Raw genomic sequence first — 18905 nt, 5'->3', positions numbered from 1 at the left:
CTACTGAGCTCGCGCCCTGCCGGCGCGAACCGCATAGGTATGGGCGGTACAGGCGGCCAGTTGCGCTGCCTGTTCGGCCAGCGGATTGGACGGCTCGGACGAATAGGACGCCGTGAACTCCAGATCGGGCGGATGCCAGTCGCAATCCACGATGCGCAGTTTCGCGGCCATCGCGTGCTCGGTGACGACATCGTGCGGCAACGAGGCGATGCCGATCCCGGTCATTGCCATCTTCAGCGCGGCCGCGATCGAATTGGCTGGGAAAATGCGCGGCATCTCTTCGAGATCGCGGCTGAACTTACGGTAGAGTTCGGTGTAGGGCCGCGTGGTGCGGGCGTAGCTGATGATGGGGAAACGCGTCAGCTCGTTCAAGGGGAGTTTCCGGCCCTTCGGCAGATCCAGGTCGGGAGCACAGACCCAGACGAGCGGAAACGGTGGCATATCGATGTTCTCTATCGCATACTCCGTGACCGGACCTGCCAGCAACGCAAGATCGATGCGGTGCGACATCAGCTCGCTGCGCAACGTTGCCGATGAATCGACCAGGATATCCGCATCGACGAGCGGACAATGCGCCTGCAGCTGTTTGAGGAAATCGGGCAGCCAGGTGTGGACGATGGTTTCAGACACCCCGAGCCGCAGCACGCCGGTGGTTTCCGAAAGCGATTGGGCAATCAGCTGAAGCCGCTCGGCCACCTTGAGCACGCCCTGCGCTGAAGGAAGCAGCTGCTGGCCCTGGGCGGTCAATCGCACGGCGCTTGCCTGGCGCTCGAACAACCTCGTGCCCAGCGCTTCTTCAAGGCTGGCGATGCGCGTCGAGACGGCGGGCTGTGTGGTGTTCAGCCGCTCGGCGGCCTTGCGGAAGCTGCCGAAAGCGGCAACCAGAAGAAATGTTTCTAATTGCTTGATATTGAAAGGGATCATTGTATCGATCAAACATTCTGTGCCGCTGAAAAGGTGGCTCGTTGGCGGGGCCTCATTGTCTCACGATAACTTGCGCGCCAACCTGCGCGCGAGCGTAAAGGTCGATGATGTCCTCATTGGTCAAGCGAATGCATCCTGAGGAATTCGCATTGCCGACGGTCCAGGGCTGGTTGGTACCATGGATACGATAAAGTGTATTGCCGATGTAAAGGGCTCTGGCCCCGAGCGGATTGTTCGGGCCTCCAGCAACGTGAGCGGGTAACGATTTTCCGGTTGCCGCGACACGGCTGCGCATCTCCCGTGGTGGCCGCCAGTCCGGCCATTCCTTCTTGTCGGAGATCTTGTCGCGGCCGGCCCACGCGAAGCCTTCCTTGCCCACGCCAATCGCATAGCGCAGCGCCTTGCCATTGCCGAGCACATAGTAGAGCCGCCGTTCGCCCGTGTTGACGATGATCGATCCGGCCGGCTGCAGGTCACTGTAACGCACGACCTGTTTCGGAACGGGCGACCATGATGGCGGCGGACCTTCATCCTCCTCAGTGTCATCGGCCTGGCCGAGCGATGAGGGTGGGATCACCGCATTGGCAGCTTCGTCGTAGGTCCAACTGCGCGGATCGTAACCGGAACGGGTCTGCGCGGCGGCAGAGGCCGCGACGAACGCGAAAGCCGCGAACAACACAAACCTTCTTCGCATCCGAAGCGCTGACCGCGTTCCAGTCTTTATCCGGACCGCCACGGAACGCGAGCAGGCAGGGGGGGCGAGTCTTGTCGTCATCGAATGTCCGTTGTGGCCACGATCACCATCTCGTGATCCACGATTGGAGCGCACCATATCGTTTCTGCCAGGGCGCGCAACATTTGGAACTGATTATTCATTCGCAATCCAATTGGACTTCCCATTTCGACGCCTGCGCGATAGAGTGAAGCGGCGGGTGAATGTTGTATGGGCCAGTTTGGCGAGAGCTGGTCTTTTCTCGGTAGGGTCAATGTTGACGGGACTCGTTTCCTGCAATTCGGATCGACTGTCTTTCACCGCCGCCGTTTTGAAATCGGCAGGCGTCGCTGGCCTTGTCATTCTTGGCATTTCCGCTGTTCCCGCCTCGGCGGCCGAACCGCGCTGGCCGGATGGTCCATACAAATACATCACCGTCGACCAGTCGGTGCGGGATGCGCTGATCGAACTGGGACGCAACATGGGTGTGACTGTCCGGGTCAGCGACCAGGTGAAAGGGCGCCTGAGTGGGACCATGCCGACTGGCACCGCAAAGACGTTTCTCGATGAGTTGTGCAATCGCTACGGCCTTGTCTGGCATTTCGACGGCCTTGTCCTGAACGTGGCGACCGAGGCCGAGGTTCGCCACGAGACGATCCCGCTCGATGCCAATGCGGCTGCGGGAGCGGAAGAAAAGCTCACCAGGCTTGGCGTCATCGATCCGCGCTTTTCATTGAAGGTTTCGCAGCAGGACGATGTGGTTCAGGTGGCTGGCCCGCCTTCCTACATCGACCTCGTCAAGAAGACGCTCGGCATCTCGAACCACGCGAAACAAAGCGCGCAAAAAATTGTCCCGGTTCGGGTTTTTCGAGGCAGGCAGGCGGAATCCCAGACCTTTTCCGCTGAAAAGCCGAAACAAGGGCAGGAGGCACGCTGATGCAAATTGCACCGATTGGAGCGCTGGAAGTCGCGCTTTCAAACATGTCCACGGGTATCAACCTGCAGCAGCAGGTTGCGGCTGGTTCGAGCACGCGGCCGGGCAATGGCTCGAATGCCGCGGACCCAAAATCGCAGGTTCTGAAAGCAAAGAAATCCGAGCAGGCGGGTACCGCGACAGGCATCAGCCAGCAGGTGGCGCAGGATGCGCCGCTGACCGCCGCATCGACAGCTGCGCGGCAGCAAAATCTGGAGCCGATCGATGCGACCAGCGAGCACAGGCTGTTCGAATATCTGACCCAGGTGGAAAAATCGGGGGGCGGGCAGGGTTCCGACACGTCCGCTCTGCTCGGCTCCGCCGTGAAATCACTGGAAGGGACGATGCAGAGAGTGCAGGCGGCTCTCAAGGAGGCCGGCGTCCGCGCGGATGGTAAGACGGATGGCAATCAAGACGTGGCCGGAGCCGCGGAAGGCGAGGAAAACGACGCGCCCGCCAAAAGCGCCGAGCAGCTGCTGAGCCGTTCGATCTCGATCATGTGGGCCGCCGCCAATCTCGAAGTGGTGACCAGCAGCGTGACGGCCGTCACGTCGTCCACGAGTACCCTTATCAAGCAGCAATAGGCATTCGCGGTGGTCGGGAAGTTGATATCGTCGCTCTTGCACCCGTTTGCGCCGCATCGTTTCGGGAAGTGGCTGCGCGCGATGCTGGCTGTTTCAGCCATGCTCGTTCTGCAGGCCTGTTCCGTGGAACTCTATTCCGGGCTCAATCAGCGGCAGGCAAACGAGATCGTCGCGACCTTGATCCGTCACGGCATTCCTGCCCAGCGCGAGGCCGGCAAGGACGGAACGATGACCGTCCTCGTCGAGAAGGATCGTTTCGCCGAAGCGATGGCGCTCCTGGACGAGAGCGGCCTGCCCAAACAGGAATTCCAGACGCTCGGCGATGTCTTCAAGCGCAGCGGTATCGTCTCGTCTCCCGCTGAAGAGCGGGCGACGATGATCTATGGCCTGAGCCAGGAGCTTTCGCGCACGATATCGGAAATCGACGGCGTGCTGTCGGCACGCGTTCATCTGGTGCTCCCCGAAAACGATCCACTCAAGCAAGGAATGGTGCCGTCATCGGCGTCGGTCTTCATCCGTCACCGCGCCTCCGTGTCGATGAACGAACTGATCCCGCAGGTGAAGATGCTGGTAGCCAAGGGTGTCGCTGGGCTCACCTATGACAATGTATCGGTGACGCTGGTGCCGGTAGCAGCATCGCCGGAGCCACCAACGGGCGAAACCGGCTTCACCTCGTTCCTGGGTCTATGGCTTCACCCCGACAGCGTGGCGGCGGCGCAGTGGCTGTTCTACGGGATGATGGCTGTCATTGCCGCCCTTGCGGGATGGCTGGTCTATCAGCGGTGGTACCGGCGGCCTGGCGTTTACGCGCTCGAAGTGCCGGCGGCGCCGGCTAAGAAAGCGTGACGCCGTTGACCGTGCGAGAGGAAACCGTCCGGTCGGATTGGCGGGAATTCTGGTCGAATCCCGCCAGCTATGCCGATGCCGGCTGGTTGTCCGAATGTTTCGACGGCCAGATCGGTTTCGACGCATGCGAGCGCATGCTCGAGACACCGCGGCTAAAGGCGAGGCTGTCGAAACTCCTGGCCGAACGCCACGACTTGACGCTGAAGGACTTGCCTCGGCTGCCGGAGCAAACCGATCGGCAAATCGCGCTTGCTTCGGGCGACGAACTCGAAAGGCTCGCCTTGCGCGCCGGTGCCATTTATTGGGCGAACAGCCTTGCCGCAGTTATCGACGGGCGTCAGGCCGGCGCGATCCAGGCGGCTCTTGGCCCCGAACTTTGCGCTCTTGCCGTGGCCAACCGCGATATCTCAGGTCCGGTCAGGCCACTGGAACCGCTGGACGATTTAAGCGGCAGGTTTTTTGCCGACGGCTTGAGCTGCCTCGAATCATGGCTACAGGAGGTGTCACCACAGCTCGCCAAACGGGTGCGTTTGAAGCTCGCGAACGGGCTGCCCGGTCTGGGTGACGCCAGGCAAGTCGCGGAACTCGGCGCGCGCATCCTGCGCCGCGCGATGGAATAGCCCCAGATGTCGAGTGCGGACGCCACCTGGACCACATTGCCACGGCCGCGCGCGCGCATTTTGCGCGCGGAGGAAGTGCGCGCTTGGCAGGACGGCCATGCGTTTGTCGAAACGGCCAAGGCGGAAGCACGAAAGCTGAGCGATGCCGCCAAGCGCGCCTATGCCGCCGAATACGCCCAGGGCTACAAGGACGGCAAGGCACAGGGCGAGGTCGACGCCACGCGGCTGGTCGCCGGCACTTCCGCCAAGGTCGATCGCTATCTGGCAGGCCTTGAGGCGGAAGTCGCAGGTCTCGCACTGGACGTTGTGCGCCGCGTGCTTGGGGAATTCGACGTTGGCACGCTGGTCGCCCGCGCGGCGATGCAGGCAATTTCGGAAGTCCGGCGCGCCAAATACCTGAAGTTTCGCGTCCACCCGCAGAACCTCGCCCGGTTGCGTGACGAGTTGAATGCCGTTCTGCGGGACAGTGACCTTGCCATGTCGGTGGAAATCGACGCCGACGACACATTGGCATTGGGAGCATGCATTCTTTCCACGGACATCGCCGTGATCGATGCTGGCATCGAGGCGCAGCTTGAAGCGATCTCCGCTGCGATAGCCTCCAAATCGCGGGAGGCTTCGTGACAGGGGAACGTGCAGCCGTCGAAGATCGCCTGGCTTCAATCATGCCCGGCTTGCGCTCGGGGCTGGTCGAGGATGCCAGCCGGCCGAAAAAGGGGCGCGTGCAACGTGTCATCGGCACGGTCATCCACGCCTCTGTCGTGGAAGCCAGGATCGGCGAGATCTGCGAATTGGTGGATCGCAGAACCGGCCGAACCATGAAGGCGGAGGTGGTCGGACTTCTCGAAGAGGCTGCCATCCTCGTTCCGCTCGGTGATCTGGCCGGTTTGTCGGGCTTGACCGAGGTCGTGCCCACCAGAAGGGATCAACAGGTGCCGGTTGGCCCCGGCTTGCTGGGCAGGGTCATCAACGCGTTCGGCGAACCGCTCGACGGAAAGCCGCTTTCGCTGGACGGCGCGTATCCCGTTCATGCCTATCCGCCACCGCCGCTGCAGCGCGGGCTGATATCGGAGCCGATCCAGCTCGGCATCCGTGCCATCGATGGCATGTTGATGTGTGCAAGGGGGCAACGCATCGGCATTTTCGGCGAACCCGGCGTCGGCAAATCGATCCTGCTGTCGAATATCGTCTCCGCCACCGATGCCGATGTCGCAGTGGTTGCCCTCGTCGGCGAACGCGGGCGTGAGGTTCGCGAATTCGTCGAGCGGCAGCTCGGAGCGGAAGGATTGGCGCGCGCGGTCGTTGTGGTTGCGACATCCGATCGGCCCGCTATCGAGCGCGTCAAGGCGGCCTATGTCGCCACCACGATTGCTGAATATTTCCGCGATCAGGGCAAGCATGTGCTGCTGGCCATGGACAACATTACCCGTTTTGCGCGCGCGCAACGCGAGATCGGCCTGGCGTCGGGCGAGCCGCCGACACGCCGCGGCTTTCCGTCGTCGCTGTTTGCAGCTTTGCCGCGCCTGCTTGAACGGTCGGGTCCCGGCCAGATCGGCTCGATCACCGGCCTCTACAGCGTTCTTCTGGAAGGCGATGGGACCTTCGATCCCGTGGCCGAGGAGGTACAGGCCTTGCTCGATGGTCATATCTTCCTGTCCAGCGAGCTGGCGCAGCGCAACCATTTTCCGGCAGTCGACGTGCTGCGCAGCCGCAGCCGATTGATGGAAACGGTCGCGCCTGGCCAGCACAGGGCGGACGCCGCGCGACTCAGGCAGCTCATGGCACGCTACGCCGATATCGAGCTGCTGGTGCGTGTTGGCGAGTACAAAGCCGGCAGCGATGCGCTGGCCGATGAAGCCATGAGCAAGATCGACGCCATCAATGGCTTTCTGCAGCAGGCCTCGGTGCAGAACGAAAACATGGAGGCAACGCGCCAGCGCATGCGGGAGATCGTCGGTGGATAAAAGTGAGATGATCGCCCAATTGCGCAAACTCAGGCAGCGCCGGGAAGACCATGCGCGCGACATCGTTTCCGCTCATCGGGTCGGCGTCGACGAAGCCAGACAAGATGTTGAAATGGCGTCGCAAATGCTCGCCGAGCACATGCGAAGGGCAATTGACGAGCAGAACGCGGCCGTCTCGGGGCTCGCCAATCGGGTGGTGAAGGCAGCCGAGCTCCATTTGGCGCAGAGCCGCTACGAGGCATCGTTCGCGAAAGCCGGCCAAATCAAAGCGCGGGGCGAGACGGCAACCCTCGTCCAGCGCGAACGCGAAGCGGGATTGGCCGCGGCCCGGCACCGATACCTGCAGAGCCGGAAAGCCCTGATGAAGCTGGAGAAACTGGCGGATCAACTTGACAAGCGAGCGGCCGTGCGTCGTGCCGCCGAAGCCGAGCTCCTCGATGAGGACCGCATGCCGCGCGCAAACAATGATGTTCGATGATCGTGCAGGTGGCAGTTCGATGTCTCGAGCCCTGACGACAGCGAAGGCTGCCACGCGGCGCAAACCCGCTGGGCGAAATCTCAACGGCGCTCTCATCACCGATGCTCTGGATCTGGCAAGGGTTTCGGCGGAACAGGTCGTGGCCCTGAACACCTTCTATAAACACCGTCGCGCGGCCGACATCACCCTGGCCGGACAGCCGGCGAAGATCGTAACCGACTGGTCGGCCGCCCAATCCGATGATCAGCCATCATGCACGCTGCGCTTCAAGATCGGAGAACATTCCGCCGAGCTTTCCGTGCCGCTCTCGCTCACCGAGCAGTTGCTGGCCACGGTGGACAAGACGGCAAGGCTAGGGACCCTTTTGCCTCAACACGCGGCTCTCCTTCTGGAAACTGCCATGGCCGACCAACTCGACTGGTTCGAAGCGAAGCTGCAGGCTCCGATAGAACTCGCCACAGTCGAAAAGCGAGAGCCGCCGGCTGAGGCGGCGCCATTCGGCTTTGTTTTGTCTGTCGGCGAACAACCGGCGAAGTGCGCCCTGCGACTGAATGACGGCGAGTTGCTTTCAAGGCTTAGCAAACTTCTGGACGAAACAGACCGCAGCGAAGCTTCGTTTCCGGCCGCGCTGCCTGTGCCGGTTCGCCTGTGGTGCGATGTTCTCGCCACCAGCCTCGGCGAAGTGAGGGAGTTGGAGCCAGGCGATGTCGTGTTGTTTGCCGAACAAGCGGAGGCAGTGCTTGTCATCGGCGACAGGCTGATCGCGCCCGTCAGCATAAGCGCGTCAGGGACACAGCTGTCTGCCGCACCAGCCGTTATTGCCGGATCGAAATGGGAGTGGATGATGGGTCAGGACACTGGAACCGCAAGCCAGGCGCTGGACGATGCGACACTCGACGATCTGCCGGTTGCGCTGGCGTTCGAGGTCGGCCGCAAGGCAATGCCGCTTGGCGACATCCGAAAACTGAGCGCCGGCGCCATCGTGCAGTTGGACGCAACCGGACAGGGCGTGGACATCCTGGCCAATGGCAAGCGGGTCGGGCAGGGCGAAATGGTCAGGATAGGCGAAAGCCTTGGCGTGCGGGTCACCCGCATGTTCGACAATGCTTGAAGCTTCGCCAAATCTCCTCGGAATTCTGGTTGCGGTCGGCTTTGTCGGCCTGCTGCCGCTCGCCGTCGTCACCATGACGGGATTCCTGAAGATTTCGGTGGTGCTGTTTCTCATCCGCAATGCCCTTGGCGTGCAGCAGATGCCCCCGAATCTCGTGCTTTATGGGATCGCGCTGGTGCTGACGGTCTATGTCACCACCCCGCTGATCAGTGAAATGGGGACAAGGCTGCAGGAAGGGCAAGTGCAGTTCCAGACCACGGACGATCTTGCCCGCGCCGCGCAGTTGGTAAAACAGCCTCTGCAGCAGCACCTGATCAAATTCACCCAACCGCGCGAACGCCAGTTCTTTCTCGACGGAACCGCGCGCCTGTGGCCCGAGCAGGCGCGCCAGAATGTCAAGGACGACGACCTTTCCATCCTGGTTCCGGCCTTTGTCGCTTCGGAGCTTACCCGGGCCTTCGAGATCGGGTTCCTGCTCTACATACCCTTCCTGATCATCGACATCGTCGTTGCCAACATCCTCATGACGCTCGGCATGATCATGGTTTCGCCGGTGCTGATCTCGATCCCACTGAAACTACTGCTTTTCGTCGCCATAGACGGCTGGTCGCGGCTGATGCACGGCCTCATTCTCAGTTACAGCTGACGCAGGGGCGGCGCGTGAACAGCGATTTCATCCTCACGAAAGTCCAGAATGCGCTGATAACGGTGCTGCTCGCCTCCAGTCCGGCCATCATAGCAGCCTTGGCCGTCGGGCTTTTGGTCGGACTCGCCCAGGCTTTGACGCAGATCCAGGATCAGTCTCTGCCGCAGACGATCAAGCTGGTCGTGATCCTCGTGGTCATCATCGTCGTCGGCCCGCTGATTGCCCAGCAGATCGCCGAACAGGCCTCGGCGGTGTTTGACGAATTTCCGTCCGCGACCCGGTGATGCCGCACCATGCAGGTCGAACCGCTCTTCGCATCGCTCAGGGACCTGCAGCTCTATCTTCTGGCGGGAGCCTTCGTGTTGGCGCGCCTCGGCGGCTTCATGCTGATGATGCCGTTGTTCTCGCGCGTACCGCTGTCGGGACTGTTGCGCAACGGCGTTGCGCTGGCGCTTGCGGTCCCGATCCTGCCGATGCTCGTGCACACGCTGGCAGGGCAACCGATCGCCGGCGCGATGATCGTAATCTACATCCTCAAGGAGCTCCTGGTTGGCATGGCACTGGGGTTGGCGATGGGCGTGCCCTTCTGGGCCGCGGAAGCAGCAGGCGATATCCTCGACCTGCAGCGCGGTTCGTCCATGGGAACCTTGATCGACCCGATGATGACGCACGAGACCAGCGCCACCGGCACGCTGCTCGCCATCATCATGATCGCGATCTATCTAGCGGCAGGCGGGCTGGAACTGTCGTTGAATGCCGTCTACGACAGTTACGGTCTCTGGCCGGTCGAACGGCTGATGCCGGTGTTCAGCGGGGGTGCCGCCGGAATTTTCCTTGGTCTGTTGAACCAACTTCTGAAAATGGCGCTGACGCTGGCGTTTCCTCTCATCGTCAGCATGTTGCTGTCCGATATCGTGCTGGCCTTTCTGGCGCGCGCCTCGCCGCATTTCAATGTCTTCAGCCTGTCGCTGATCGTAAAGACGCTGGTCTTCTGCTTCGTCTTCGTCCTCTACGCGGCCTTTCTTTTATCCTACATGAACCGCGATCTCGGCTTCCTGCATGAGGCGATACGGCAGATCAAATTGCTCAGCTGTTTGGAGTGCCGATGAAAGCCACGATGCGTCGGCTAATAAACGCAATTTATTGTCAGGAGAAAATTCTGGCAATTTGACAATCGGCGTTGCCGGCCATGATTTAGTGCTTCCTGAAAGTCTTAAGCAACGCGGACTGCCTCGAAGCATGGGACGTCTGACCGGCTCAATCGTTGAAGATTTACGGCTGGTCGAGCCCGACCGGTTGCGCCGACTGGTGAGGGTCGGAGCCTATCGAGGCACAACAAGTGGACTGGCGCGCGGCAAGCTGCAGGCGAATGTCGTGATCGTGCCGCAACGTTTCGCCGGCGATTTTCACAAGTTCTGCCTCGCCAACCCGAAGGCGTGTCCGCTGGTCGGGCTCGGTCGTGCAGGCAGCCCGTTTGTTCCGGCGCTCGGCAACATCGACATCCGCACCGATGCCCCGCAATACAGTATCTTCTGCTACGGCGAGTTCATGCACCATGCCACCCACATCGTCGATCTGTGGCGACAGGATTTCTCTGCTTTCGCGCTTGGCAGCTCCCTGAATTTCGAGCCGACGCTGGTGGAGAAGGGGGTGCGGCTGCGCCACGGAGGCATCAGCGGACCGGTGCCGAAATACCGCACCGGGATCAGAAGCCGCGCGATCGGCCCGTTTGGCGGCAAGCTGGTCGTCGCGATGCGCGCCATCAGGCGCTGCGACGTCGACAAGGTGCGGGCGATAACCGCGCGCTTTCCCAACGCTCATGGTTCCCCCTTTCATATTGGGGATCCTTCCATCCTAGGCATAACCGATCTCGACTCGCCCGATTGGGGCGCTGCTATCGACCTGAGTGACGAGGAAGTTCCCGTATTCTGGGCAAGCAGCGTGACGGCGCAGGAAGCTCTGAAGCAGGCGGAACTGGCGATAGCCATCACCGCATCTCCGGGCCATCTGCTGATCACCGATGTGGACGCCATGGTCCGCAAAGGAACCGCAAAGGTCGCCTGAAAGCCAAAGGCTCGCGGAATTAACGCGTCGGTTTCTCCTCGGGGCGCTGGCAAATGAGCCCGGAGAGGGAACGGCCTCTCCAGCAATCGATCAACTCAAACTCAAACGGGCTGTCCCCTCTGAGACAGACAGCCATGCCGCCGCAACGCTATTTTACGCCATAGGCCGCGAATGCTTCCGGCGCTATGTCATGGATGAACGCGAATCTCTTGAAAATCTAGAAAAGAACCTTTTTCAGCTTATTTCAGCCGGCTATCAAGGTATAGGAAACAATCGGTCCACGCATTGAGGCGGGTTCTGGCCGCGTCGGGGCCCAATGCCGAAGCGAAACTGACGGCGCGGGGCTTGGCGTGTGTGGGTTGATCGTAGACTAGGCGTGTCGAGTTTTTGGAAGCCAAATCTCGATCGACAGACCTATCTCGCGATCGTCCGACACGACGGCATCGCCGCCATGTGCATTGGCAATGGCTTTCACAATCGGAAGGCCAAGTCCCGATCCCCCGCTTGATCGTGCCCTTGAATCATCACCCCGCCAGAAGCGCTCGAAGACACGCTTTTTTGACGAGGCAGGTAGTCCCGGGCCGTTGTCGCTACACCGGATGAGCCCTCGATCCTTCGTCGCGCGTGTCTCGACCACCAAGACACTGCCTGGGGCATAGCGGCGCGCATTATCCAGGATCGCAAGCAGAGCTTGCCGGATTCTGGCCTGATCGGCGAAGACGATCGCGCGCCCGAGATCGCGTTTGACCGTAATTCCGGCGTTTGCCAACTCTTGCTCGATCGAAGTCGTCGCAATATCGGCTTCCTTCGCAAGATCGATTTCGGCAAGCTTGAGTTCAAGCCTGCCTGCACTCGAAAGCCCGAGAGTTCTCAAATCTTCGACGATCCGCGCAAGGTCGTCGACGTGAGCAATCAAGCGACCATAGAATTCGGGACTCGGTTCGTAAGCGCCATCTGAAAGACCTTGGAGACGGCCTCGCAGAATGGTCAAGGGTGTGCGCAGTTCATGCGCAATCGCGGAATTTGAATATCGAAGCTCGGCCTCGGCGTTTTCCAATCGTTCAGCCATAGCATTGAAGTCCGTGATCAGGCTCTCCGCCTCACTGAACGCTCTCTTGGTGCCTTCCGCGCGCGCGGAAAAATCACCGTTTGCGATCGAGCGAACCGTCGTCGCAACTGATTTCAGCGGCGATACGATTCTCTGCGCTTGGAGCCATCCAACGATCGCAGCTGAACTGACACCGACGGCCAAAATCAGTCCGAGCACGACAAGGTCGCTCATCTGCAACTTGTCGGTCATGGCCTCTGCGGGAAACAGCCAGTCGTATAGCCAATAGTAAGCGATCCAGCCAAAAAACATCACAGCGAAAGCCCCGAGTGTCAGCGCGCTCATCGCGCGAAACAACTGACGGTTCAGACTGCTGGCCACGACCATTCCTCAAATTTGTATCCGATGTCCTGCAACGCCGATCAAAATAGCCGGTTTGCCCGCGCACGGCTGAATTCACGATCGGCCACGTAATCGAACGCCTAAACATCGAAATGCTTAGTCTGACAGTTGGGATGCTTTCTCGCGCAAGTCGGTGCCTGATGACCCTTTTTCCTATTCGTCATCGAAGGTGAGGGCCAGACATTGTGCCGCGCATTCTTTCCCGCCTCGGTTCTCAACTGAAGACTCCTTCATTTTAAGTCAACAGGAGATCGGATGTCTTGATACAAGCTGCGCGCAATCTGCGCGGTTGGCGAACGCAAGATGCCGATAAGCTCAGCGAGGGGCATTTACCTCAAGCAAGAGACAAACATGTTCGCCCGCCATTTTACCATCATCTGCCTTTGCATCTGTGCTTTTGCCCTCATGTTTTCCGCGCTGGTGGAGTCTGCAAAGCGAAAGGAGCGAGTGCCAACACCGATCTCGTTGCGGGACCTCCGCGCAAGACCCGACGGGTAGTCTAAACGATCATGATCGTGGTCAGCGATGCTCTATGATTCGTATCTGGAAGGTTTGCGGTCACTGGCCCTGCTGAATGGTCAAATGAGTTTCTGTGCGTCTTTGTTGATAGCCAGTGCAGATCGTGTTGAGGTTTCGTTGAGCTGCCAAGCATGCCCTTGACCTTCCCGATGGCTGAACGTCTCTAGAACGGATTGGAGTCGGGAAACCGTTATGGACAACGCGCTGATCCTCATTATCGAGGACGAGTCGGAAATCACTGAAATACTCGAGACGTACTTTGTTCGTGAAGGTTTTCGTACCATCGGTGCCGGCGACGGCACCATCGGCCTTGCCCACTACCATCGCCTCAAGCCCGATCTCATTGTTCTTGACGTCAAGTTGCCCGGTCAGGATGGCTACGAGGTTCTCGCGGCCGTCCGTCGGCATAGCGACACGCCGGTCATCATGGTCACCGCGCTTGCCGAAGACCTGGACAAACTGCAGGCCCTGAGGATTGGCGCCGATGACTATGTCGTCAAACCCTTCAATCCGTTGGAGGTTGTCGCCCGCGCCAAGGCTGTCCTTCGGCGAACGAAGGGCCGCGATACGCGCCAACTGTTCCGCGTTGGCCCCTTGACGATAGATCCCTGCGCATATCGGGCATTGATCGAACGCTCGTCGGGTTCGACAGTATTGGAATTGACGCGCACTGAATTCAGGCTGCTCGCTCACATGGCTGGTTCTCCGAACCGCGTGTTCGAGCGTTCTGAACTGGTTGATGCCTGTCTGCCGGAGGGAGAGGCACTGGAACGCACCGTTGACAGCCACATCAGCAACCTTCGACGCAAACTTTCCCTAGCCGGTGCCAACTGGTTGTTGGATGGTGTCCGCGGTGTGGGATACAGACTGAGCGACCGCGATGGCTAGAATCGCGAATACTGGAAGGCGAGGCCGTCGCGTGCTTTGCGGTTTGCCCGTAACCCTCTCATAAAAAGGGTAGCGTCGCACCAAGCTGCTAGGCGGTTGCGGTGTCCTCTTTCGCGTTCCGGAAGCAAGTCCGAATTGCCGGGCCAGTGATTTTCCGGTGAGGTCATCCTGGCCTCAAACCGACAATTTCGGCGAAGCGCGCAAACAGGCCAGCTTGTGATTTGATGCCCAACTTGCGGTAGATGTTGCGTCGATGGACCTTAACCGTTCCCGGGGCAACACGCATCATGCGCGCGGCCGACTCCGTGGAATAACCTTGAAGGACCAGATCGACGACCTGTTTTTCGCGGGACGTGAGCGAAAGGCTCTTCCAGATATCGGCGCGCTCAAACTCGTCGGAGCGCTGGACTGCTCCTCCCTTTGCTTTTTCATGAGTGGACCGGATGGAGGGAAGTTGCGGCCATCGCAGGCGGCATAGGCTGATCACCGCTGGGGCCATATCTCGCAGCAGACGGGTATCGGCCGTGCCAAACGGTCCGGATGAACGCAGCCGCATCAGGGACAGAACAAGTGCCTCCTTGTCAGCAAGTGGAACGAAAAAGCCGACTTCCTCGGCCAGTTTCGTCTGGCTGTAATAGGACCTGTAATACTCACTGGTGTAGAACCGGTCGGGGGCGAGTTCTCGCATCCGCCAAAAGCCTTCCTTCCGCTCCACCGCTGCATGGTGAAACGGATCCAGAAGGTAGGGGCCCGCTTGATAGAGCGTCACGAAGATGTGGCTCTCTGCGGGGGAAAAGGTCTCATACAGCGCAGGCGGTCGTGTCGACCCGCGGTAGCCAAAAATCACGCAATGGTCAAAGCGGACGTGGCGCCCCAACCAATTGACGGCGGCTTGGCCGAAACAGGGCGCTTCAGCTTGCCGGGCGGCATCCACGACCTGGGCGAGATAATGAAAGTCCCCGCTGCGGGAAGAAGATTCTGCCAATCATATACCCCTCGAATGGAGAAAATCGCAGGTACATACCACCAGCGAGGTATATACGAACAAGGATTGGCTTTGCTAGCCTTCGAAAAGCAAATGTTGTCCGGAGATTGCCCATTGGTTGCAACGCCGGTTTCTGATGTCCAATTTCGCAATGTGACCAAACGCTACGGCAGCGTGACGGCAGTAAGCGGTATTGACCTTGCGGTGCCGCCTGCTGCTTTCGTAGCCCTTCTTGGCCCATCCGGATGCGGCAAGACGACCTGCCTGCGGATGATCGGCGGCTTCGAGCAGCCGAGCGAGGGCCAGGTGCTGATCCGTGGCGCCGATATGGCAGGCGTTCAGCCCTATCGGCGTCCAGTCAATATGGTGTTCCAGCACTACGCTCTTTTCCCCCACTTGAATGTCGAAGAAAACATCAGCTACGGGCTGCGCCAGGCACGGCCGCGGCTTGCCGCACGCGACATCCATTTCAGGGCCGACGAGGCACTCGCCATGGTTCGGCTCGCTGGCTATGGCCAACGCAAGGTTCATGAACTTTCGGGCGGCCAGCAGCAACGCGTCGCGCTGGCAAGGGCAATCGTCAACAAGCCAACAGTCCTGCTGCTCGACGAGCCATTGGCTGCGCTCGACAAGAAACTGCGCACGGACATGCAGATCGAGTTGCAGAACCTGCAGCGCGAGCTTGGCATCACCTTTGTCCTGGTCACCCACGACCAGGAGGAAGCACTTTCAATGAGCGATCTCGTCTGCGTCATGAATGGTGGGCGTATCGTTCAACTGGGGCAGCCGAACGCGATCTACAATGAACCCGCCGATCTGTTCGTCGCAGGGTTTGTCGGCAAGACGAACCTGCTTTCGGGCAAGGTGGCGGGCAATTTCGTCGACGCCGTCGACGTGGTTCTTGCCAACGGCACGGTGATCCCTGCGCGAAAGAACACGCCGCTGGCGATGGGTGAAGCCGTCTCTGTGAGCGTGCGTCCCGAGGCCGTGCGCCTCGTACCACCGCGACAGGACGGTCTCGAGGGGACCATCGCCAATCGCATCTTCCTCGGCTCGACGATCGAATACGCCATCCAGGTGCCAGGCATCGGCATACTTCTTGCGAGCGCCAGTCACAGCGGCGACGCCTTGTTCGCGCCGGGTCAGATCGCCTCCATCGCCTTTAATCCCAATGCGCCGATGGCGTTTGCGGGCACTAAAAACAACGAAATCACACAGAGGGAACGCAACCATGCCGAAATCATATCGGGACGGCCTGCCGATTAAAGCCGAAGAATTCGTTGATCAGTTGATGCGCCTCAGGCGCGGTTCCATCAGCCGCCGCCATTTCCTTGGCGTGACCGGCCTCGGCCTGGCGACCGCGGTCATGGGACAAAAGCTTGGTTTGTTGGCATCTCATGCGCACGCCGAAAATCTCGGCGACCGCATGTCGATCGCCACCTGGCCGAATTATCACGACCCAGCCACTTTTGAGAATTTCAAAGCCAAGACTGGCGTTGCCGTCGAAGTCAACGTGTTCGGCTCCAATGAAGAAATGCTGGCCAAACTGCAGGCCGGCGGCTCGGGCTGGAGCCTGTTCGTGCCGACCAACTACACCATTTCGACCTACAACAAGCTTGGACTGATCGAAGAACTCGACATGTCAATGCTACCCAATTTCTCCGCCGCGTCCGAGAGCCCGCGTTTCACCAAGGAAGGGCAGATCGCCGGCAAGACCTATGCCGTGCCCAAGAATTGGGGGACGACAGGTTTTTCGGTCAACACCAAGAAAATCACAAAGCCGCTGGCCAGCTGGAAGGACTTCTTTGACGTCCTGCAGAACGAGGCCGACGGGCGCGGCATGGTGCATGACTATCAACTGACGACGATCGGCAGCGCCCTGGTTTCGCTTGGCTATGATTTCAATTCCATCAAGCCGGACGAACTCGCCAAGGCCGAAGAACTGCTGATCAAGGTCAAGCCGCACCTCTTCGCGATCAACAGCGACTATCAGCCGGCGATGCGCGCAACCGATGCCTGGATCAGCATGTGCTGGACAAACGACGGTGCACAACTCAACCGCGATATGCCGGAACTGGCCTATGTGCTGGGCAAGGACGGTGGCGAGATTTGGACAGATTACTACGCCATTCCCAAGGACGCGCCCAACAAGGCTGCCGGCTATGCGCTGCTCAACTATCTGATGGACCCGGCCAACGCTGCAAAGGAGCACACCGCCAATGGCGCGCCGGCTACGGACAGCCGCGTGCTCGCCCTGCTGCCGACCAATGTCACCTCCAACAAGATTGTCTATCCGGAAGAAGCCTCGCTCACTCCGCTTGAATTCGGAGCAGCGGTAACCCTCACAGATCCTAGCCGCGCCGAAGTCATGGCGCGTTTCAAGGCAGCGTAGTCCAGCCACGCCAACGAGGCGGTGTACTCTCGGCAAAGGTGCGCCCCGCCGGGAGAGGGAACTGTTGGGATGCAAGCAAGCACGGCTCGCCAAAATCTTGTCACTGCGACGCTGCTGGCGCCGAGTGCCTTGTGGCTATTCATCTTTCTGGTTCTGCCCTTTGTCGCCATCGTGGTCTTCAGCCTTGGCGAACGGGCTCCGGAAGGTGGGTATCAAGCCGCCTTTACGCTTGCCCAGTATGCGAACCTGCCGGCTCGCGCCACTGCCTTCTGGAACACGATGATCCTTGCCCCGGTCGGCGCTTTTGCCTGCCTCGTGGTTGCCTATCCGGTCGCCTATTATCTTGCCATGCGCGCATCTCAGCGCTGGCGGCTGGTGCTGCTTGCCCTGATTGTCATCCCATTCTGGACAAGCCTTTTGATGCGCACTTACGCCTGGATGTACATTCTGGGCGGGCGAGGGATACCGGCGCTGCTGTCACTTGTGGGGATCGAGGATGTCCGGCTGATCAACACGCCAGGCGCAGTGCTGCTCGGTATTGTTTACGGTTATCTGCCGCTGATGATCCTGCCGATCTATGTCAGCCTGGAGCGTCTCGACAAGCGGCTGCTCGAGGCCTCCTCTGATCTGGGCGCGACGCCCCTCTCCACCTTTGTCGGCGTAACGCTTCGCTTGTCATTGCCCGGCGTCACCACCGGCTTCTCCCTGGTGATGATCCTGCTGCTGGGAGAGTACCTCATTCCGACGTTGCTCGGTGGCGGCAAGGTCTTTTTCATCGGTAATGCGTTGGTCGATCTCTTCCTGCAATCGCGCAACTGGCCGTTCGGTTCGGCAATTGCGGTAACCCTGGTCCTTGTCTCGGTCGCAGTACTGGCGATCGCCGGTCGTGTCTCCAATCGGCTTGCCGGCTCCCGCCAGGTGGATTTGATCTGATGCGTGCCTTCGTCATCGCCGTTTTTGCCTTCCTTTACCTGCCGATCGTGCTGGTGGTGCTGTTTTCGTTTAACGCAGGCCGACACGCCAGCGATTTCACCGGGTTTTCAACCCAGTGGTACGGCTTAGCGCTGTCCAATCCGTTTTTGACCGAAGCGCTGAAGAACAGCCTGTTTGTCGCGACCTTCAGCGCACTGCTCGCGGCGATCTCTGGCACGGCAGCAGCACTTGGACTGACCCGCGTCGCGCCGCGCACCAGAGCGATATTCGACGCACTGCTGGGCGCTGCGATCGTTGTTCCAGGGGTTGTCATCGGGATCGCTACTCTGGTCGCCCTGGTTCAGCTTTTCGCTGTGCTCAATCCCGTGGTCGCCTCACTGTGGCCTGGCGAACAACCCCCGAAACTCGCACTCGGTTACGGGTCGATCATTGCCGCGCATGGACTGTTTTCCATGGCCCTGGTGACCATGATCGTACGCACCCGGCTCGCGAGCCTCGACCGAAGCCTGGTTGAAGCGTCGGGGGATCTCTACGCGACACCGCTGACCACCTTCCGCTCCATAGTTCTTCCGCAAATCATGCCAGCGGTGCTGGCGGGCTTCCTGCTTGCCTTCACCTTTTCCTTTGACGATTTCATCATCGCCTTCTTCGTGGCGGGCTCGAAAACGACACTGCCCATCTACGTCTTTGCTTCGATCCGTCGCGGCGTTACGCCGGAAATCAACGCCATCGCCACGATCGTGCTCTTGGCTTCGGTGCTGATTGTGGTGCTTTCGCAAGTGCTGCTGCGACAGCGCCAAAAACCATCCGCTTGAA

The 18905-nt window shown here is 60.0% G+C and carries 21 protein-coding genes; 17 read left to right on the top strand and 4 right to left on the bottom strand.

All coding sequences use genetic code 11. The annotated features are described in order from the left end of the window. Positions 1 to 924, bottom strand: coding sequence for a LysR family transcriptional regulator (locus AB4136_RS04330; RefSeq protein WP_065997508.1), 924 nt, complete (start codon positions 922 to 924; stop codon positions 1 to 3). A gap of 52 nt (positions 925 to 976) precedes the next feature. Then, on the bottom strand, positions 977 to 1603 hold the full coding sequence (locus tag AB4136_RS04325; protein ID WP_373426387.1) for a L,D-transpeptidase: 627 nt from the start codon (positions 1601 to 1603) through the stop codon (positions 977 to 979). 139 nt (positions 1604 to 1742) lie between these two features. Here AB4136_RS04325 and AB4136_RS04320 point away from each other — a divergent pair, with 139 nt between their 5' ends. The 12 genes from AB4136_RS04320 to AB4136_RS04265 all read left to right on the top strand — a co-directional run bounded on the left by AB4136_RS04320 (position 1743) and on the right by AB4136_RS04265 (position 10922). Further along, positions 1743 to 2573, top strand: coding sequence for a hypothetical protein (locus tag AB4136_RS04320; RefSeq protein WP_245317472.1), 831 nt, complete (start codon positions 1743 to 1745; stop codon positions 2571 to 2573). Beyond that, entirely contained in the window at positions 2573 to 3193 is a 621-nt protein-coding gene (locus AB4136_RS04315) for a hypothetical protein (protein ID WP_065997506.1), read from the top strand. The genes AB4136_RS04320 and AB4136_RS04315 overlap by 1 nt, the downstream gene beginning before the upstream one ends. Before the next feature lie 81 nt (positions 3194 to 3274). Then, on the top strand, positions 3275 to 4039 hold the full coding sequence (gene sctJ / locus AB4136_RS04310; protein WP_065997731.1) for a type III secretion system inner membrane ring lipoprotein SctJ: 765 nt from the start codon (positions 3275 to 3277) through the stop codon (positions 4037 to 4039). After that, positions 4036 to 4659, top strand: a complete 624-nt coding sequence (locus AB4136_RS04305) for a SctK family type III secretion system sorting platform protein (protein WP_065997504.1) — start codon at positions 4036 to 4038, stop codon at positions 4657 to 4659. The genes sctJ and AB4136_RS04305 overlap by 4 nt, the downstream gene beginning before the upstream one ends. Before the next feature lie 6 nt (positions 4660 to 4665). After that, complete coding sequence (gene sctL, locus AB4136_RS04300; RefSeq protein ID WP_065997502.1) at positions 4666 to 5283, top strand: type III secretion system stator protein SctL; 618 nt, start codon at positions 4666 to 4668, stop codon at positions 5281 to 5283. Positions 5284 to 5324: 41 nt separating this feature from the next. Further along, entirely contained in the window at positions 5325 to 6623 is a 1299-nt protein-coding gene (locus AB4136_RS04295; RefSeq protein WP_065997500.1) for a FliI/YscN family ATPase, read from the top strand. Beyond that, on the top strand, positions 6616 to 7101 hold the full coding sequence (locus AB4136_RS04290; RefSeq protein ID WP_150978922.1) for a hypothetical protein: 486 nt from the start codon (positions 6616 to 6618) through the stop codon (positions 7099 to 7101). Before AB4136_RS04295 ends, AB4136_RS04290 begins: the two co-directional genes overlap by 8 nt. Before the next feature lie 19 nt (positions 7102 to 7120). Further along, positions 7121 to 8212, top strand: coding sequence for a type III secretion system cytoplasmic ring protein SctQ (gene sctQ, locus AB4136_RS04285; protein WP_167523842.1), 1092 nt, complete (start codon positions 7121 to 7123; stop codon positions 8210 to 8212). Then, positions 8205 to 8858 (top strand): type III secretion system export apparatus subunit SctR, encoded by a 654-nt coding sequence (gene sctR / locus AB4136_RS04280; RefSeq protein ID WP_065997494.1) that lies wholly within the window; start codon positions 8205 to 8207, stop codon positions 8856 to 8858. The genes sctQ and sctR overlap by 8 nt, the downstream gene beginning before the upstream one ends. 14 nt (positions 8859 to 8872) lie before the next feature. After that, positions 8873 to 9142: a flagellar biosynthetic protein FliQ gene (locus tag AB4136_RS04275; protein ID WP_137901747.1), complete on the top strand. Its 270-nt coding sequence runs from the start codon at positions 8873 to 8875 to the stop codon at positions 9140 to 9142. Between the two features lie 9 nt (positions 9143 to 9151). Then, a complete protein-coding gene (gene sctT / locus AB4136_RS04270) occupies positions 9152 to 9967 on the top strand; it encodes a type III secretion system export apparatus subunit SctT (protein ID WP_065997492.1) in 816 nt (271 codons plus the stop codon). Between the two features lie 58 nt (positions 9968 to 10025). After that, positions 10026 to 10922: a D-glutamate cyclase family protein gene (locus AB4136_RS04265; protein ID WP_441930334.1), complete on the top strand. Its 897-nt coding sequence runs from the start codon at positions 10026 to 10028 to the stop codon at positions 10920 to 10922. A gap of 370 nt (positions 10923 to 11292) precedes the next feature. On the opposite strand, the gene AB4136_RS04260 is transcribed toward AB4136_RS04265, so the two are convergent. Continuing rightward, entirely contained in the window at positions 11293 to 12351 is a 1059-nt protein-coding gene (locus tag AB4136_RS04260; RefSeq protein ID WP_373426388.1) for an ATP-binding protein, read from the bottom strand. Between the two features lie 732 nt (positions 12352 to 13083). Between AB4136_RS04260 and AB4136_RS04255 the strand changes: the two genes are divergently transcribed. Beyond that, entirely contained in the window at positions 13084 to 13779 is a 696-nt protein-coding gene (locus AB4136_RS04255) for a response regulator (protein ID WP_137901746.1), read from the top strand. A 163-nt stretch (positions 13780 to 13942) separates the two neighbouring features. Here the strand turns inward: AB4136_RS04255 and AB4136_RS04250 are convergent, their stop codons facing one another. Further along, complete coding sequence (locus tag AB4136_RS04250; RefSeq protein WP_083237685.1) at positions 13943 to 14764, bottom strand: helix-turn-helix transcriptional regulator; 822 nt, start codon at positions 14762 to 14764, stop codon at positions 13943 to 13945. A gap of 93 nt (positions 14765 to 14857) precedes the next feature. Here AB4136_RS04250 and AB4136_RS04245 point away from each other — a divergent pair, with 93 nt between their 5' ends. From AB4136_RS04245 to AB4136_RS04230, 4 genes are all read left to right on the top strand, one after another. Next, positions 14858 to 16030: an ABC transporter ATP-binding protein gene (locus AB4136_RS04245; RefSeq protein WP_065997483.1), complete on the top strand. Its 1173-nt coding sequence runs from the start codon at positions 14858 to 14860 to the stop codon at positions 16028 to 16030. Beyond that, the gene (locus AB4136_RS04240; RefSeq protein WP_065997482.1) at positions 15996 to 17156 is read left to right on the top strand and encodes an ABC transporter substrate-binding protein; all 1161 of its coding nucleotides are present in this window, start codon (positions 15996 to 15998) and stop codon (positions 17154 to 17156) included. Before AB4136_RS04245 ends, AB4136_RS04240 begins: the two co-directional genes overlap by 35 nt. A 69-nt stretch (positions 17157 to 17225) precedes the next feature. Further along, positions 17226 to 18089, top strand: coding sequence for an ABC transporter permease (locus AB4136_RS04235; protein WP_065997481.1), 864 nt, complete (start codon positions 17226 to 17228; stop codon positions 18087 to 18089). Continuing rightward, the gene (locus tag AB4136_RS04230; RefSeq protein ID WP_065997479.1) at positions 18089 to 18904 is read left to right on the top strand and encodes an ABC transporter permease; all 816 of its coding nucleotides are present in this window, start codon (positions 18089 to 18091) and stop codon (positions 18902 to 18904) included. The genes AB4136_RS04235 and AB4136_RS04230 overlap by 1 nt, the downstream gene beginning before the upstream one ends. Position 18905: the final 1 nt, after the last annotated feature.

It is taken from the genome of Mesorhizobium sp. 2RAF21 (assembly GCF_052115345.1).
Classification (GTDB): domain Bacteria; phylum Pseudomonadota; class Alphaproteobacteria; order Rhizobiales; family Rhizobiaceae; genus Mesorhizobium; species Mesorhizobium terrae.
Note: the sequence above shows the minus strand (reverse complement) of the source record. Positions and strands in the feature narration are given on the sequence as shown.

What these genes read in the sequence shown, in the direction of transcription:
- AB4136_RS04245 (WP_065997483.1), top strand. Translation starts at nt 14,858, where the DNA reads ATGTTGTCCGGAGATTGCCCATTGGTTGCAACGCCGGTTTCTGATGTC.
- AB4136_RS04255 (WP_137901746.1), top strand. Translation starts at nt 13,084, where the DNA reads ATGGACAACGCGCTGATCCTCATTATCGAGGACGAGTCGGAAATCACT.
- sctR (WP_065997494.1), top strand. Translation starts at nt 8,205, where the DNA reads ATGCTTGAAGCTTCGCCAAATCTCCTCGGAATTCTGGTTGCGGTCGGC.
- AB4136_RS04235 (WP_065997481.1), top strand. Translation starts at nt 17,226, where the DNA reads ATGCAAGCAAGCACGGCTCGCCAAAATCTTGTCACTGCGACGCTGCTG.
- sctJ (WP_065997731.1), top strand. Translation starts at nt 3,275, where the DNA reads ATGCTGGCTGTTTCAGCCATGCTCGTTCTGCAGGCCTGTTCCGTGGAA.
- AB4136_RS04240 (WP_065997482.1), top strand. Translation starts at nt 15,996, where the DNA reads ATGCCGAAATCATATCGGGACGGCCTGCCGATTAAAGCCGAAGAATTC.
- sctT (WP_065997492.1), top strand. Translation starts at nt 9,152, where the DNA reads ATGCAGGTCGAACCGCTCTTCGCATCGCTCAGGGACCTGCAGCTCTAT.
- AB4136_RS04230 (WP_065997479.1), top strand. Translation starts at nt 18,089, where the DNA reads ATGCGTGCCTTCGTCATCGCCGTTTTTGCCTTCCTTTACCTGCCGATC.
- sctL (WP_065997502.1), top strand. Translation starts at nt 4,666, where the DNA reads ATGTCGAGTGCGGACGCCACCTGGACCACATTGCCACGGCCGCGCGCG.
- AB4136_RS04315 (WP_065997506.1), top strand. Translation starts at nt 2,573, where the DNA reads ATGCAAATTGCACCGATTGGAGCGCTGGAAGTCGCGCTTTCAAACATG.
- AB4136_RS04330 (WP_065997508.1), bottom strand. Translation starts at nt 924, where the DNA reads ATGATCCCTTTCAATATCAAGCAATTAGAAACATTTCTTCTGGTTGCC.
- AB4136_RS04295 (WP_065997500.1), top strand. Translation starts at nt 5,325, where the DNA reads ATGCCCGGCTTGCGCTCGGGGCTGGTCGAGGATGCCAGCCGGCCGAAA.
- sctQ (WP_167523842.1), top strand. Translation starts at nt 7,121, where the DNA reads ATGTCTCGAGCCCTGACGACAGCGAAGGCTGCCACGCGGCGCAAACCC.